The following is a 14,950-nucleotide window of genomic DNA, read 5'->3' as shown; positions in this document are numbered from 1 at the left end:
CCGGCGGTCGTGCGGCTGGGTGTTACCGCGGGTTAGACCGGTGATCGTACGTTCCGCGAGTGGGGAGTTGGTGCAATTTCGGGGATGGTCCGGTGGTTTGTCTGCGGGTGCGTTGTGGCTTGTCGCGCCCACGCGGCGGAGCCGCAAATCGATACAGCCCCGCGCCCCCAAGAAAGGCGGCACTCACGCACCGTAAATGTCATACATCTGCTCGACATACGACGCGAACTCCTCCCCGATGGCCTCCCTCTTCAGCTTCATCGACGGCGTCAAGTGCCCTGCCTCCTCGGTGAAGTCGACCGGGAGGATCGTGAACCGGCGGATCGACTCCGGGCGGGAGACGAGTTTGTTCGCCTCGTCCACCGCGCGTTGGAGAACCTGCCTCAACTCCCCGTCGTTCAGCAAGAGTTCTGCCGGAACCGGGTGTCTTCCGTTCATCCGGCGCCAGTGGCTCACGCCCTCCATGTCGAGGGTGATGAGGGCGCCTATGCAGGGGCGGGCGTCGCCGACCACCATGACCTGGGAGATCAGGGGGTGGGCGCGGAGCCAGTTCTCCAGGGGGGCCGGGGCCACGCTCTTGCCGCCCGCGGTGATCAGCATCTCCTTCTTGCGGCCGGTGATGTAGAGGTAGCCCTCCTCGTCCAGCCGGCCGAGGTCGCCGGTGGCGAGCCAGCCGTCGACGGTCGCCGGTACGACCCCGCCCGCGTTCGGCTCCCAGTAGCCGCGCAGGACGTGGTCGCCGGCCAGCAGGATCTCGCCGTCCGCGGCGATCCGGACCTTCGTGCCGGGCAGCGGCCAGCCGACGGTGCCGAGGCGGGGTTTGAGCGGTGGCGTCACCGTCGCCGCGCCCGTCGTCTCGGTCAGGCCGTACCCCTCGTAGATCTCGATGCCCGCACCCGCGTAGAACGCGGCCAACCGCCGTCCCAGTGGTGAGCCGCCGCAGATCATGTAACGGACCCTGCCGCCCATGGCGTTGCGGATACGGCGGTAGACGAGGGGGTCGTAGAAGCGGCGGGCCGCCTTCAGCGCGGGGCTCGGGCCCGAGCCGGTGCCCGCGTGGCGGGCCTCCACCGCCTCGCCGTATCGGACCGCCACGCCCGCCGCGCGGTCGAAGGCCGTCACCCGGCCGCCGGCCTCGGCCTTCGCGCGGGCCACGTTGTAGATCTTCTCCAGCATGTACGGGATGGCGATCAGGCACGTGGGCCTGAAGCTCGCCAGGGCGGGGAGGAGTTCGTCCGACTTCAGGCTCGGGGCGTGGCCGAGGCGGACACGGGCGCGGACGCAGGCGACGGCGACCATGCGGCCGAAGATGTGCGACATGGGGAGGAAGTGCAGGATCGACGCCTCCTCGCTGTGCCGCGAGCGGAAGACGGGGTAGAGGAGCTCGATCGCGTTGTCGACCTCGGCGAGGAAGTTGCCGTGCGTGATCGCACAGCCTTTGGGGCGGCCGGTGGTGCCGGAGGTGTAGACGACGGTGGCGAGGGTGTCGGGGCCCAGCATCCCCCGCCGTACGGCCACTTCCTGGTCCGGCACATCCGCGCCGCGCTCCGCCAGGCGCTCCAGGTGGGCCTTCTCGATGACCCACAGGTGGCGCAGGTCGGGCAGCCGGTCGAGCTCGGGGCCGAGGGCCGCGGCCTGGGCGGCCGTCTCCGTCACCAGGGCGACCGCGCCGGAGTCCTGGAGGATCCAGCGGGTCTGGAAGAGGGAGGAGGTCGGGTAGATCGGGACGACGACGAGGCCCGCGGCCCAGGCGGCGAAGTCGAGGAGCGTCCACTCGTAGACGGTCCGGGCCATGACGGCGATACGGTCCCCGGGCGCCAGCCCCTCGGCTATCAGCCCCTTCGCCACCTCCAGCACCTCGACGGCGAACCCGGCCGCCGTCACGTCCGTCCACCGGCCCGACTCGTCCGGCCGGCTGAGCACCTTGTCCTCGGGGGCGCTGCGAACGTTGTCGAAGGGCAGGTCGGCCAGCGAGCCGTGGGTCAGCGGCGGGACGAAGTGCGGTACGGAGACCTCGCGGACCTGCCCGTCCAGCCGCCGTATCTCCGGCTCCACGAGGACCGGGGTGCCGTCGTACGTGGTGGCGTGGACCGCGTGGGGGGTGGAGTGGTGCGAGATGGACACGGGCGACTCCACAGGTTCAACGGAGTTGCCCTGCGGGTGAGTTGCCGCAGGTCAGGGGATGGCGATCGTACGGCTCCCGCGTGATGACCCGGTGAGGGTTCGGAGGTCGTCCGGCGGTGGGGATGCGTCGGGGATGTGCAGTGTGAGGGCTTTTCTGGCCGAAAGCGCCCTACCGGACGGTATGGTGAACGTTTTTCATCTCCTGGCCTGCCCTTACCTCGGGTAACCTGACTCTGGAGTAAGAAGAGGATCCGTGTGGGGAGATGGGCGGGGAGATGGGCATGGCCGACCGCTACTTGCCGTGGGGCTGCAATGCCTGACGTCATCGCCCAGCCCCCCGCGCTCGGTCCGCTGCTGGCCCGCGGCGCGCTGCTCTCGCCCTTCAAGCGGCCCCGCCCGGACGCCGACTTCCCGCGCGCCCGGCTCGTCCTGCCCGGCCTGCGCATCGACCTCGCGAAGCTCGCGGCGTACGAGCGGGTGTGCGGCTTCGCGACCGGCGACGACGCGCTGCCGCTCCCCTATCCGCACGTCCTGGGCTTCCCGCTGGCGATGCGCCTGATGAGCGCCCGCGGCTTCCCGCTCCCGCTGCTCGGCCTCGTCCACACGTCCATCGAGATCACCCGGCACCGGGAACTGACGGCCACCGGGGAGTACGAACTCGCCGTGCACGTCGCCGGATTGGAGCCGCACCGGAGGGGGACCGAGGCGACGGTGGTCACCGAGGTGCGGAGCGGTGGAGCCGTGGTGTGGGAGTCACGGAGCACCTATCTGGCGCGGCACGGGAGCGCGCGGGGCGGTGGTGAGGCGCGCGGAGGCGAGGCGCGCGGCGGTAAGGCGCGCGGAGGTGAGGCGCGCCGGGGCGACGGGCAGGGGTTGCCGGGCGGCGACACGGGACCGCTGCCTGCCGTGGCCGAGTGGCGGCTCGGGGGTGATGTCGGGCGGCGTTACGGTGCCGCGTCCGGAGACCGCAACCCCATCCACCTGCACCCGCTCACCGCCCGCCTGTTCGGCTTCCCGCGTGCCATCGCGCACGGCATGTGGACGGTCGCCCGCTGCCTCGCCGCCCACGGGACTCCCCAACGCGTCCATGTGACGGCCGAGTTCAGGACACCGGTGCTGCTGCCGGGGACGGTGACGTACGCGGCGGACGGGGGGCGGTTCGAACTGCGGGGCGGGGAGCGGGTGCACGTGAGCGGGACGGTGAACGGCCTCGGCCCCGCGAGCGGACCGTGAACGGCCTCAGCCCCGACGGACGTTGACCCCGCCGACCAGCCCCCACGCGTCGATCCGGACGGTCGGGCCACCCGGCTCGCTCGGGCCCTCGTCCCGCACCCCGCCCAGGCGGATGCCGTGCACCTCGACGCGGACGTCGGGGCGGACCCGGAGGCTCACGCCGCCGATGAGGCTGAGCTTGGTGATGCGCAGTTCGGCGCCGTCCGGGATGTCGACGTCCGTGAGGTCGATGTCGGCGCCGCCGATGAGGGAAGCGGTGAGGGTACGTTCGTGGAGGGTGGCCCCCTCCAGGCGGTGCCCGCCGATGACGCTCACCTTGATGTCGGTCTTCTTGGGGTCCTCGGGGTCTGCCCCGCCGGTCTTCGTCATGTCAGTGAAGGTACGGGCGGAGTCCCGGGTCCCCCCAGTGTCCCGCGTCCGCCTTCCCGCGTGACAGTTGTCATGTCTCCGGCGTCACGTCCGTCGGCGGAGTCCAGGGCCGCCCCTCCATCAGGTTGCCCAGACCGGCCCAAGCGAAGTTCATCAGGGTCGCCGCCGCCTGGCGGGCCGTCGTACCCGGCGTCGCGTTGGCCCAGGCGGCCAGCGACTCGGCGGCACCCACCAGGGCCTCGGCGAGGCCGGCGACCTCGCGTTCGGGGAGGTCGGGGTCGCGGTGGGCCTCGCGCGCGGCGACGGCGATCAGCTCGGTCACGAACGCGACGATCTCCTCGCGCATGGCCGTCACCTCGGCCGCGAAGGGCTCCCGGGTCCGGGCCTGGAGGTGCAGCACCGCCCAGCCGTCCGGGTTCTGCCCGGTGTGCGTGAAGAACGCCCGCAGCCCTTCCCAGAGTTGCCGGTCGGCGGGCAGTTCGGAGTGCACCCCGGCGCGGACCGCCGCGACCAGCGCCTTGGCCTCCCGCCGGATACAGGCGGTGAACAGGTCTTCCTTCGAGTTCAGGTACAGGTACACCAACGGCTTGGAGACGCCCGCCAGTTCGGCGATCTCGTCCATCGACGCGGCCATGTACCCACGTCGGCCGAAGGTCCGCACGGCGGCATCGAGCATCTGCTGCTCACGGACCGCCCGCGGCATCCGCTTGGTCTTCACGGCACCCATGCGGCACAGCGTAATTGCGCCGGGCCGTGCGCAACCCCTCAAGGGGCCCGCGACGGCCGCCTACGAGGCCTGCGGAGCCTGTCCCTGCGTGCTGCGCGCCGCGTCGTCCGCGCCGTCCTCCTGGGCCGCGCTCGCCTCGAAGCCGGCCTTCATCCGGTCGACCCGCTGGACGACCTTGACGGAGGCGCGGTCGCGCTCCTTGCGCAGGACGACGAAGCTGATCGGCGCGGAGAGCACCAGCGCCAGCAGGACCATCCACATGCCGTTGGAGGCGCCGAAGCCGCGCGGGACGATGCCGGAGTAGACGAGGCCCCAGACGACCAAGAAGCAGCCCGCGAAGATCCCGAGGCGCATCAGCGTGTAGCGGAGCATCTCAATCCACTCTTCCGTCAACGGTACGAACAACGGTACGAACATTCCCAAAGGGCACCGTCCAGTGAAGCACGCGCGGACAGCGATCTTCGAGGGGGGTCAGTGCAGGGGCAGCAGCATGAAGACGTCGTCCCGGTCGTCACCCGGCGCGACCCGGATGGCGCCCGGGACCCGGCCGACCTCCTTGTAGCCGCAGGACGCGTAGAAGCGCTCCAGGCCGTTGCCGCCGCGACAGGTCAGCCGTATCGCCTCGATGCCGTCGAAGGAGCGGACGGCGTCCTCGGCGGCGGCGAGCAGGTCACGGCCGTAGCCCCGGCCCTGGTGGCCGGGGTGGACCATCACCGTGTACAGCCACACCCAGTGCTTCATCAGCCGGTGTGTGTTGTACGTGATGAACGCGGTCGCGGCTACCACGCCGGCCTCGTCCCGGCCGACGAGCAGCCGGCAGCGCCCCTCGGTCATGGCGACGAGGTGCTTGATCAGCTCCGGGCGGATGTCGTCGGCCGTCACCGGCGGTACGAAGCCGACGGAGCCGCCGGCGTTGGACACGTCCGCCCACAGCGCGAGCACCTCGTCCCGCAGGGCAGGGGTGACCGCCGGGTCGAGCTCGAAGGTCAGTGCCACCGGGGCCTCACACCCGCATCGGCTGCGGCGACTCCCGGCGGGCCGGGTCCGGGCCGTCGTACTCGCGGATGATCTCGTACCGCGTGTTCCGCTCGACCGGCCGGAAACCGGCGTCCCTGATCAGGTCCAGCAGGTCCTCGCGGGTCAGCTTGTTCGGGGTGCCGAAGTTGTCCGCGTCGTGGGTGATCTTGTACTCGACGACCGAGCCGTCCATGTCGTCGGCGCCGTGCAGCAGCGCCAGCTGGGCGGTCTGGACGCCGTGCATGACCCAGAAGACCTTGACGTGCGGGACGTTGTCGAAGAGGAGACGCGAGACGGCGAAGGTCTTGAGGGCCTCCGCGCCGGTCGCCATCTGGGTGCGGGCCTGAAGGCGGTTCCGGACCTTCCCGTCCTTCACGTCCACGAAGTCGTGCTGGTAGCGCAGCGGGATGAAGACCTGGAAACCGCCGGTCTCGTCCTGGAGTTCACGCAACCGCAGCACGTGGTCGACCCGGTGGCGCGGCTCCTCGATGTGGCCGTACAGCATGGTGCACGGGGTCTTCAGACCCTTCTGGTGCGCCAGGCGGTGGATGCGGGACCAGTCCTCCCAGTGCGTCCGGTGGTCCACGATGTGCTGCCGGACCTCCCAGTCGAAGATCTCCGCGCCACCGCCGGTGAGCGACTCCAGCCCCGCGTCGATCAGCTCGTCGAGGATCTCGCTCGCGCTCAGCCCGCTGATCGTCTCGAAGTGGTGGATCTCCGTGGCCGTGAAGGCCTTGAGGGAGACGTCCGGGAGGGCGGCCTTCAGCTCGCGCAGCGAACGCGGGTAGTAGCGCCAAGGCAGGTTCGGGTGCAGCCCGTTGACGATGTGCAGCTCGGTGAGGTTCTCGCCCTCCATCGCCTTCGCGAGCTTCACCGCCTCCTCGATGCGCATCGTGTACGCGTCCTTCTCGCCCGGCTTGCGCTGGAAGGAGCAGTAGGCGCAGGAGGCGGTGCAGACGTTGGTCATGTTGAGGTGCCGGTTGACGTTGAAATGAACCACGTCACCGTTCTTGCGCGTCCGCACCTCGTGCGCGAGACCGCCGAGCCAGGCCAGGTCGTCCGACTCGTACAGCGCGATGCCGTCCTCACGGGTCAGCCGCTCACCGGCCCTGACCTTCTGCTCCAGCTCGCGCTTGAGCCCGACGTCCATGGGGGTCACACCTTTCTCCTACGACAACCTGTCCCACCGTACGGCTACGCCTCTTCGGGCAGCGCCCCGACCCGGTTCTCCCACTTCGTGGAGAGCACGATGGTGGTACGGGTCCTGGAGACGCCCTTGGTCCCGGACAGCCGCCGGATGGTCTTCTCCAGCCCGTCCACGTCCGACGCGCGCACCTTGAGCATGTACGAGTCGTCGCCCGCGATGAACCAGCAGTCCTCGATCTCGGTGAGGTCCTTCAGCCGCCGGGCCACGTCCTCGTGGTCGGCCGCGTCGGAGAGCGAGATGCCGATCAGCGCGATGACGCCGAGGCCGAGCGAGGCGGCGTCGACGGTGGCCCGGTAGCCGGTGATGACGCCGGCCGCCTCCAGCCGGTTGATGCGGTCGGTGACGCTGGGTCCCGACAGGCCGACGAGGCGCCCCAGCTCCGCGTAGGAGGCCCGGCCGTTCTCCCTCAGGGCCTGGATGAGCTGCCTGTCCACCGCGTCCATGCGATCGATGCCTTCCGCTGAAGAGTTCCCGAAGTGATGAGAGGTAGTGCGGGTCGAGCCCGGAAGAACCGGGGCGGCCGGCGCTCTAGTCGGCGCTGCCGCCGCCCAGTTCGCCCTTCCAGCGCCGGTACAGCCCGTGCCCGACGCCCGCCGCGTCGAGGACGCGCCCGGCGACGAAGTCCACCAGGTCCTGGATGTGGGTGGCGCCCGCGTAGAAGGCGGGCGAGGTGGGGACCACGGCGGCGCCCAGGTCGTCCAGGGTCACCAGATGACGCAGGGTCTGGCCGTTCAGCGGGGTCTCCCGTACGGCCACCACGAGCGGGCGGCGCTCCTTGAGCGTGACGCTTGCCGCCCGTTGCAGCAGGTCCTTCGACAGGCCGAGCGCGACCCCCGCCACGCAGGCCGTCGAGGCCGGCACGATCAGCATCCCCTTCGTGGGGTACGACCCCGAGGACGGGCCCGCGGCGAGGTCGCCCGCGCTCCAGTACCGGACCCGGTCGAGCTGCAGGTCGTAGGCGCCCGGCTTTCCGTCGGCCCCCCGCGCGAGCCATTCCCGCAGGTCGTCGCGCCAGTGGGCGTCCCGGAAGTGGATCGCCGTCTCGTCCAGCAGGGTGAGCCGCGAGGCCCGGCTGACCACCAGGTCCACGCTCTCGCCGGCGTCGAGGAGCGCGCGCAGGACCGATGCGGCATACGGGGTGCCGGAAGCGCCGGACACCCCTACGATCCAAGGCGTACGCCTCGTCTCTCCTGGCTTGACTGGGTTCACGACACCGAGCCTATCCGGCGACGGAGGGTGGGAACCGGTCGAGGGGGTCCGGCCGTTTCAAGGAGAGACGAGCGAGTCGTCTGGGGGGTGCCATGTCCGGGAGTGGGCTGGAGTGGTCGCGCGGTGAGCGCGCGAAGGCCGCGGCCAAGCTGATGGTGGGCTGGGTGGCGTTGCTGTGGCTGCTCGAAGTGGTCGACGTGGTGAGCGGTCACGCGTTGGACGGGCTCGGGATCATGCCGCGCCGGGCGTCCGAGCTGGTGGACATAGTCCCGGCCGCGTTCATCCACTTCGGGTTCGCCCATGTGGCCGCGAACAGCGTTCCGCTGCTGGTCATGGGCTTCCTGGCGGCGCTCGGCGGCCTGCGCCGGTTCGCCGCGATCTGTGCGGTGATCATCGTGGCGGACGGGCTCGGCGTGTGGCTCATAGCCCCGGCGCACACCAACACGGCGGGCGCGTCGGGCCTGATCTTCGGCCTCTTCGGCTTCCTGCTGGTCAGCGGCTTCGTGGAGCGCCGGCCGCTGGGGGTCGTGGTGGGTCTGGTGATCGGCGCGGTCTGGGGCACCTCGATCCTGCTCGGCCTCTCCCCGCTCCAGTCGGGCGTCAGCTGGCAGGCTCACCTGATCGGCCTGGTCTCGGGCGTGGCGACGGCGTTCTGGTTCGGCCGTCGGCCGGTGAGCCGCGGGGCGATTCAGGCCTGAGGGCGGGCCTTCGGGTCCACCGGGAGGTGGGCGGTGGGGATCGTCAGCTTGCCGAGCGGGGAGTCGACGGTCAGGTCGGGGCCGTACGGGATGGTGTCGCGGCCCCGGTAGCCGTCGGAGCCGGGGTTCCACATGGTGACGGCGTGGCCCTTGAGAGGATCGAGGATCAGGTAGTTGGCGATGCCTTGGGAGGCGTACCAACGGGGTTTTACCTGGTAGTCGCGGCGGATGCTGCCCTGGGACACCACCTCGACGACGAACTCGATGAGGTCAGGCGGGTACGCGCCCTCGTTCTTCGCCACTTCCGCGGCCGGGATGACAGCCAGGTCGGGACAGAACTCGTTGGCCTCGTCGAACGGGAAGGCGACATCGCTGGCGAAGCCCCACTCCGCCCCGGTCTGGGTCTCGAGAGCGTTCCAGACCAATCGGATGGTCTGCGCGTGGTGCGGCTTGACCGGACTCATCATTATGTTGCCCTCGACGATCTCCATCCGATAGCCGGGGAACATGTCCTCGAACCGGCTGAGCTGCGAGTGCAGGCGGTCAACGTCCGAGATGGTCACGGTGGCCTCCCTGGGGTCCTGCCCTCGATGGTAGGCCGCAACGTAGTCACACTGTCAGGCCCCTCACCAGCAGATCCAGCAACGCACACACGAACAGGGCAATCCCGATGAACCCGTTGACGCTGAAGAACGCCCTGTTCAGGCGGGACAGGTCGTGCGGGCGGACGATGTTGTGCTCGTAGACGAAGGCGCCGGCGACGATCATCAGCCCGACCCAGAAGAAGCCGCCCGCGTCCGTCGCCACCGCGTACCAGACGAGCAGGGTCATGGTCAGCGCGTGGCAGACGCGGGCGCCCCGGATCGCCGCCGGGATGCCGAATCGGGCCGGGACCGACATGACGCCGATCTCGCGGTCGGTCTCGACGTCCTGGCAGGCGTAGATCAGGTCGAAGCCGCCGATCCAGATGCCGACGGCGAGGCCGAGGAGCACCGCGTCCCAGGACCACTCGCCGGTGATCGCGAGCCAGCCGCCGACCGGACCCATCGCCTGGGCGAGACCGAGGATGGCCTGCGGGAAGTTCGTGAACCGCTTGCCGTAGGGGTAGACGACCATCGGGATGACCGCGACCGGCGCGAGCGCCAGGCAGAGGGGGTTGAGCAGGGCCGCCGAGCCGAGGAAGACGACGACCGCGACCAGCGCGCCGGTCCAGGCGTGCTTGACCGACATCGCGCCGGTGACCAGTTCGCGGTGCGCGGTGCGCGGATTCCTGGCGTCGATCTCCCGGTCGATGATCCGGTTCACGGCCATCGCGAAGGTACGCAGCCCCACCATGCAGATGGTGACGAGGAGCAGCCGCCCCCAGTGGATGTTCCGGTCCCACTCGAACATCGCGGTGAGCGCGGCGATGTAGGCGAAGGGCAGGGCGAAGACCGAGTGCTCGATCATCACCAGGCGGAGGAACGCCTTGGTGCGTCCTGGCTGCGGGATCGCGGCGGAGGCGCTGCTCATGAAAGGCCGTACTCCTTCCAACGGCGGTCGACCTTCGCCGCCGTATCGGGATCGGACAGGACCATGTCGGGCCAGCCGCCGTCGCGTGTGTAGCCCTCCTCGGGCCACTTCTTCGTCGCGTCGATCCCCGCCTTGCCGCCCCAGAACTGCTGGTAGGAGGCGTGGTCGAGGTGGTCGACCGGTCCCTCGACGACGCTGAGGTCACGGGCGTAGTCCGTGTTCCCGAGAGCACGCCAGGCGACCTCGTGCAGATCATGGACATCACAGTCGGAGTCCACGACCACGATCAGCTTCGTCAGGGACATCATGTGTGCCCCCCAGACAGCGTGCATCACCTTTTGGGCGTGCTTGGGGTATTTCTTGTCGATGGAGACGATCGCACAGTTGTGGAAACCGCCCGCTTCCGGCAGGTGGTAGTCCACGATGTCGGGGACGATGATCTTCAGCAACGGCAGGAAGAACCGCTCCGTCGCACGCCCCAGCGGTCCGTCCTCCGTCGGGGGGCGGCCTACGACGATCGACTGAAGCAGCGGCCGCTTCCGCATCGTCACGCAGTCGATCTTCAGCGCGGGGAAGGGTTCCTGCGGGGTGTAGAAGCCGGTGTGGTCGCCGAAGGGCCCCTCCGGGAGCATCTCCCCGGGCTCCAGCCACCCCTCGATGACGACCTCCGCCTGGGCCGGCACCTGCAACGGGACGGTCTTGCAGTCCACCATCTCGATCCGCTTGCCGGCGATGAACCCGGCGAAGAGGTACTCGTCGATGTCGCCGGGGAGGGGCGCGGTGGAGGCGTAGGTGACGGCCGGCGGACAGCCGAAGGCGATGGCCACCGGCAGCCGCTCGCCCCGCCGGGCCGCGACCTGGTAGTGGTTCCGGCTGTCCTTGTGGATCTGCCAGTGCATGCCGATGGTGCGCTTGTCGTGGCGCTGGAGGCGGTAGAGCCCGAGGTTGCGGATCCCGGACTCCGGGTCCTTGGTGTGCGTGAGCCCCAGGTTGAAGAAGGAGCCGCCGTCCTGCGGCCAGGTGAACAGGGCCGGGAGCTGGTCCAGATCGACGTCGTCCCCGGTGAGCACGACCTCCTGTACGGGGGCTTCCCTGACCTTCTTCGGCGGTACGTGCGTCATCGCGCCGAGCTTCCCGAAGGCCTCGCGGACCCCGACGAACCCGTGCGGCAGCTCGGGCCGCAGCAGCCCGCCGATCTTCTCGCTGATATCGCCGTACGACTTCAGCCCGAGCGCCTTGAGCAGGCGCCGGTCGGTCCCGAAGACGTTCATCGCGAGGGGCATGGAAGACCCCTTCACGTTCTCGAAGAGCAGCGCCGGACCGCCCGCCTTCTGCACCCGGTCGACGATCTCCCCGACCTCCAGATACGGGTCGACCTCGGCCTTGACACGCTTGAGGTCACCCTCGCGTTCCAGTGCCCTGAGCAGGGAGCGAAGATCGTCGTAAGCCATGCGTCCCAGTATCGCCGAGCCCCTCCCGGCTCCGACGCCCGCCCCGCCCTCAGGCGATCCGCCGACGCTCCCGTCCGGTGGCCGGCAGTGCGGCCGCCCGGCGTGCCTCGGCGAGGCGGTGCGGTGAGTCCCAGGCGAGGGCGACGCGTTCGGCCAGGGCGTAGTTCTCGGCCGCGGCCGTGTCCTCACCGAGGAGCCGGTAGAGGTCGCCGAGGGCGTGGGCGAGCGGCCTGGTCGCGTAGGCGGCGCCGGCCGTCCCGGCGTACTGGTCGCGGATCGGCAGCAGATGCCCGATCAGCAGGGCCGCCGTGTCCGTGTCGCCGAGCAGGACGGCGAGTTCGCAGCGGTAGTCCAGCTCCACGCCGTAGAGGTGGTCGGTCACCGGCCTGGGCGCGAGGGACACCGCCGCCGCCTCGTCGAGCCGTCCGCGTCGGGCCAGGACCAGGGCCTGGGCCACCGCGACCGGGGTGCCGATCTCCGCGTACAGGTCGTCGACGACCGCCGCGATGTCGGCGGCCCGTCCCTGGGCCAGCCGGATGGTGATCAGGCCCAGCGTGCGGGGGCCGGTGGCGTGGTGGGCGCCGACGCGCCGCAGCAGGCCGTCGGCCTCGGCGTAGCGGGCCTCCGCCTCGTCGAAGCGGCCGGTGACCGTGGCCAGCATGGCCGAGGTCGCGGCGGCGATGCCCTGCGCCCACAGCATGCGGTAGCGGCGGGCGAGGTCCAGGGCCTCGGCGTTGTGCCGGCGCAGCCCGACGGGATCGTTGCGGGTCGCGGCCGTCATGCCGTCGAGGTGTTCGCACACCCAGCGGTACGCCGGGAGGTCGTGTTCCCGGGCCAGCTGCCGCAGTTCCGCGACGAGCGGCGTCCGCAGCGCGCCCTGTGCCTCGTGCGGCAGCAGCTTGGCGGACGTCATCAACGCCGAGGCCAGCAGGCGTGGTTCGCCCTCGGCTCGGGCCAGCGCCAGCTGCGCGTGCGCCGCCCGCACGGCCCGCGGCGCCTCCTCGGCGGCCACGGCGTCGACGAGGACCTGGAGGACCCGGGCGCGGGTCGCGCCGTCGAGGGTGGGGTCGTCGGCGAGCCGTTCAAGGCGGGCCAGGGCGGTGCGGTCGAAGAAGCCCTCCAGTCGGGTGCGCCAGGGCGAGGGCTCGGTCCAGGCGCCGTAGACCGCGGCGACCAGGTCGTCCCGGCCGGCCCGTACCGCGAGGTCGGCCGCCCGCTGCCGGGTGTGCCGTGCGGCGTCCGTCGACCCGGCCCGCAGCTGGGCCGCCAGCAGCCGTACGAAGAGGGCCACCGTGTCGGCCGGGTCGGTGTCCCGGTCGGCCACGGCGGCGCAGTGCGCGTCGAGGGCCTGCTCGATCAGACTCACGGCCACGTCGTGGGCGTACCGCCGCTCGGCCAGTTCGGCCGCCCGCAGCGCGTAGTCGACGGCCAGCGGCGCGTTCGCGGTACGGCCGGTGCGGGCGAAGTGGAAGGCGAGGGCCGCGAGGTCGTGCGGGCGATGGCGTCTGAGGCCCTGCGCGATGCGGTCGTGCAGCCGGGCCCGCCGCACCCCGGACAGGTCGGTGTACACGGTGTCGCGGACCAGGGCGTGCACGAAGCGGACCCGGCCCACACCGGGCTCGGTCAGCAGGTCCGCGCCCACCGCGGCGTCGAGTCCTTCCAGCACCGTGTCCTCGTCGGCGTCGGCCACGTCGACGAGGACGGCGACCTCGGCCTCCGGCCCCATGACGGCCGCCAGCTGCACCGCCGCGCGGGCCTCGGCCGGCAGCAGGGCCAGCCGCCTGCGCAGCACGTCCCGTACGCCCTGGGGGACTTCCGACACGGCCACCAGAGCGCCCTCGCTGACCAGCAGGCGGGCGCTCTCCATGACGTAGAAGGGGTTGCCTCCGGTGCGTTCGGCGAGCGCGGTCACGGTGGCCTCGTCGACGGGTTCGCCGCAGACGGCGCCGACCACGGTCGCGACGTCCTGGGTCGAGAGGCCGCCGAGCGGGATGCGTCGCGGGCCGCGGGGGGCGAGCCGGCCGAGCGTCTTGACCAGGTCCTCCCCCACCTCGGCCGGACGGTAGGTCGCGACGGTGAGGAGCGGTACGCCGGTGATCTGGACGGCCGCCTCCAGGAGTGCCAGGGTCTCGCCGTCGCCGCGGTGCAGGTCCTCCAGCAGGACGGCGAGCGGTTGTCCGGCGGCGGCGGTGCGCAGCCAGGCGGCGAAGGCCCGGTGCGTGCGGAAGCGTCCCGCGGCGGCCTCGTCGCGTGTCGTCGCGGCCACCGTGTCCGGCTCGTGCAGCAGCGCGGTCAGCTCCTCGGGACGGGCCGGCGGCGCGACACCGGCGAGGGTGCCGAGCGCCTCCACCCAGGCCCAGGCGGGCGGCGCCCCCTCGTACTCGGGGCAGCGGCCGATCACCACCGTCCAGCCCGCCGACTCCAGCCGTCCCGCGAGCCGTTCGAGCAGCGCCGACTTGCCCGCTCCGGCCTCACCGGTGACCAGGGCGACACCGCCCGTGCGCCGGGCGGCCCGCGCGGCGGCGGCCAGGGCGCCCAGTTCGGCCTCCCTGCCGACGAAGAGGCCGTCCTCGTCCCCCGGCTCACCTGCGGGAACGGCTTCCGGCGGAGCGAGCGGCACGGCCGCGCGCAGCACGTCCAGCCGCCGGGCGAGGACGGCGTGTTCCAGCTCGGCCAGGGCCGGTCCGGGATCGCAGCCGAGTTCGTCCCGCAGCACCGCGGTGGCGCGGCGCAGGGACGCGAGGGCGTCGCCCTGCCGGCCGCAGGCCCACTGGGCGAGGGCCAGCAGCCGCCAGCCCTCCTCGCGCAACGGGCTCTGCCGTACGAGGACTTCGGCCGCCGCGGCCGCTTCGGCCGCGTGCCCGGTGCGCAGGTCGGCGGCGACGGCCAGTTCGCGGGCCTGTGCGCACAGTTCGGTCAGCCGGGCCACCTCGGACTGGGCCCAGGGTTCGTCGCGGTGCTCCAGGAACGCCGGGCCCTGCCACCGGCCGAGCGCCTCGGCCAGCAACTCCCTGGCCCGCTCGGGCGGGGCGCTGCGGGCCCGGGACACCAGGGCCTCGAACCACCAGGCGTCCACCGCCTCGGCGGGCAGCCGCAGGGCATAGCCCGGGGGTGAGGTGACCAGTACGGCCGCGGGGGCGCGCGGCGGCCGCTCCGGCTCCAGCAGGCGGCGCAGGTTGGACATATAGGCGTGCAGGGACACGGTGGCCTTGGCCGGGGGCACTCCGCGCCACAGCTCGTCGATCATGCGGTCGACGGACACCACCCGCCCGCCGGCCGCGAGCAGCAACGCGAGTACGGCCCGCTGCCGGGGAGCGCCCAGTTCGACGGGCCGCCCGCCGACTTCGGCACCCAGGGAGCCCAGGACTCGTATGCGCAGCACGCCGCGCGAATCTACCCGAGC

General features: G+C 71.4%; 14 protein-coding genes. 2 read left to right on the top strand and 12 right to left on the bottom strand.

Features of this window, described 5'->3' with window-relative positions:
* Positions 1-183: 183 nt before the first annotated feature.
* On the bottom strand, positions 184-2,124 hold the full coding sequence (locus ACQEWB_RS27905; RefSeq protein ID WP_432835643.1) for an AMP-dependent synthetase/ligase: 1,941 nt from the start codon (positions 2,122-2,124) through the stop codon (positions 184-186).
* Positions 2,125-2,436: 312 nt separating this feature from the next.
* Between ACQEWB_RS27905 and ACQEWB_RS27900 the strand changes: the two genes are divergently transcribed.
* Positions 2,437-3,357, top strand: a complete 921-nt coding sequence (locus ACQEWB_RS27900) for a MaoC family dehydratase (protein WP_432835641.1) — start codon at positions 2,437-2,439, stop codon at positions 3,355-3,357.
* A gap of 6 nt (positions 3,358-3,363) precedes the next feature.
* Here ACQEWB_RS27900 and ACQEWB_RS27895 read toward each other — a convergent pair whose 3' ends face one another.
* The 7 genes from ACQEWB_RS27895 to ACQEWB_RS27865 form a co-directional block, all read right to left on the bottom strand.
* Positions 3,364-3,726, bottom strand: coding sequence for a hypothetical protein (locus ACQEWB_RS27895; RefSeq protein WP_432835639.1), 363 nt, complete (start codon positions 3,724-3,726; stop codon positions 3,364-3,366).
* Between the two features lie 70 nt (positions 3,727-3,796).
* Entirely contained in the window at positions 3,797-4,453 is a 657-nt protein-coding gene (locus ACQEWB_RS27890; RefSeq protein WP_432835637.1) for a TetR/AcrR family transcriptional regulator, read from the bottom strand.
* Between the two features lie 60 nt (positions 4,454-4,513).
* Positions 4,514-4,825 carry a DUF4229 domain-containing protein gene (locus tag ACQEWB_RS27885; protein ID WP_432835634.1) on the bottom strand — a complete coding sequence of 104 codons (312 nt, stop codon included), beginning with the start codon at positions 4,823-4,825 and terminating at the stop codon, positions 4,514-4,516.
* A gap of 99 nt (positions 4,826-4,924) precedes the next feature.
* A complete protein-coding gene (locus ACQEWB_RS27880) occupies positions 4,925-5,449 on the bottom strand; it encodes an N-acetyltransferase family protein (RefSeq protein WP_432835632.1) in 525 nt (174 codons plus the stop codon).
* A 7-nt stretch (positions 5,450-5,456) separates the two neighbouring features.
* On the bottom strand, positions 5,457-6,620 hold the full coding sequence (mqnE, locus tag ACQEWB_RS27875) for an aminofutalosine synthase MqnE (protein WP_432835630.1): 1,164 nt from the start codon (positions 6,618-6,620) through the stop codon (positions 5,457-5,459).
* 44 nt (positions 6,621-6,664) lie between these two features.
* Positions 6,665-7,120 (bottom strand): Lrp/AsnC family transcriptional regulator, encoded by a 456-nt coding sequence (locus tag ACQEWB_RS27870; protein WP_432835628.1) that lies wholly within the window; start codon positions 7,118-7,120, stop codon positions 6,665-6,667.
* Positions 7,121-7,205: 85 nt separating this feature from the next.
* Complete coding sequence (locus ACQEWB_RS27865) at positions 7,206-7,886, bottom strand: UbiX family flavin prenyltransferase (RefSeq protein ID WP_432835626.1); 681 nt, start codon at positions 7,884-7,886, stop codon at positions 7,206-7,208.
* A gap of 92 nt (positions 7,887-7,978) precedes the next feature.
* Between ACQEWB_RS27865 and ACQEWB_RS27860 the strand changes: the two genes are divergently transcribed.
* Positions 7,979-8,584 (top strand): rhomboid family intramembrane serine protease, encoded by a 606-nt coding sequence (locus ACQEWB_RS27860; protein WP_432835624.1) that lies wholly within the window; start codon positions 7,979-7,981, stop codon positions 8,582-8,584.
* Here ACQEWB_RS27860 and ACQEWB_RS27855 read toward each other — a convergent pair.
* Genes ACQEWB_RS27855 through ACQEWB_RS27840 form a run of 4 tightly spaced genes read right to left on the bottom strand, consistent with a single transcriptional unit; the run spans position 8,575 to position 14,929 of the window.
* Positions 8,575-9,147, bottom strand: a complete 573-nt coding sequence (locus tag ACQEWB_RS27855) for a Uma2 family endonuclease (RefSeq protein WP_432835622.1) — start codon at positions 9,145-9,147, stop codon at positions 8,575-8,577. The genes ACQEWB_RS27860 and ACQEWB_RS27855 overlap by 10 nt on opposite strands.
* A 46-nt stretch (positions 9,148-9,193) precedes the next feature.
* Entirely contained in the window at positions 9,194-10,096 is a 903-nt protein-coding gene (gene mqnP, locus ACQEWB_RS27850) for a menaquinone biosynthesis prenyltransferase MqnP (protein WP_432835620.1), read from the bottom strand.
* On the bottom strand, positions 10,093-11,547 hold the full coding sequence (locus tag ACQEWB_RS27845) for a menaquinone biosynthesis decarboxylase (protein ID WP_432835618.1): 1,455 nt from the start codon (positions 11,545-11,547) through the stop codon (positions 10,093-10,095). Before ACQEWB_RS27845 ends, mqnP begins: the two co-directional genes overlap by 4 nt.
* A 49-nt stretch (positions 11,548-11,596) precedes the next feature.
* Positions 11,597-14,929 (bottom strand): BTAD domain-containing putative transcriptional regulator, encoded by a 3,333-nt coding sequence (locus ACQEWB_RS27840; RefSeq protein WP_432835616.1) that lies wholly within the window; start codon positions 14,927-14,929, stop codon positions 11,597-11,599.
* Positions 14,930-14,950 lie beyond the last annotated feature (21 nt).

Origin of the sequence: Streptomyces sp. CA-249302 (assembly GCF_050936785.1) — a bacterium.
Lineage (GTDB): Bacteria > Actinomycetota > Actinomycetes > Streptomycetales > Streptomycetaceae > Streptomyces.
Note: the sequence above shows the minus strand (reverse complement) of the source record. Positions and strands in the feature narration are given on the sequence as shown.

Bases quoted from the DNA above. Each gene is read 5' to 3' on its own strand.
- ACQEWB_RS27900 (WP_432835641.1), top strand. From the start codon at position 2,437: ATGCCTGACGTCATCGCCCAGCCCCCCGCGCTCGGTCCGCTGCTGGCC.
- ACQEWB_RS27895 (WP_432835639.1), bottom strand. From the start codon at position 3,726: ATGACGAAGACCGGCGGGGCAGACCCCGAGGACCCCAAGAAGACCGAC.
- ACQEWB_RS27890 (WP_432835637.1), bottom strand. From the start codon at position 4,453: ATGGGTGCCGTGAAGACCAAGCGGATGCCGCGGGCGGTCCGTGAGCAG.
- ACQEWB_RS27885 (WP_432835634.1), bottom strand. From the start codon at position 4,825: ATGCTCCGCTACACGCTGATGCGCCTCGGGATCTTCGCGGGCTGCTTC.
- mqnE (WP_432835630.1), bottom strand. From the start codon at position 6,620: ATGGACGTCGGGCTCAAGCGCGAGCTGGAGCAGAAGGTCAGGGCCGGT.
- ACQEWB_RS27870 (WP_432835628.1), bottom strand. From the start codon at position 7,120: ATGGACGCGGTGGACAGGCAGCTCATCCAGGCCCTGAGGGAGAACGGC.
- ACQEWB_RS27860 (WP_432835624.1), top strand. From the start codon at position 7,979: ATGTCCGGGAGTGGGCTGGAGTGGTCGCGCGGTGAGCGCGCGAAGGCC.
- mqnP (WP_432835620.1), bottom strand. From the start codon at position 10,096: ATGAGCAGCGCCTCCGCCGCGATCCCGCAGCCAGGACGCACCAAGGCG.
- ACQEWB_RS27845 (WP_432835618.1), bottom strand. From the start codon at position 11,547: ATGGCTTACGACGATCTTCGCTCCCTGCTCAGGGCACTGGAACGCGAG.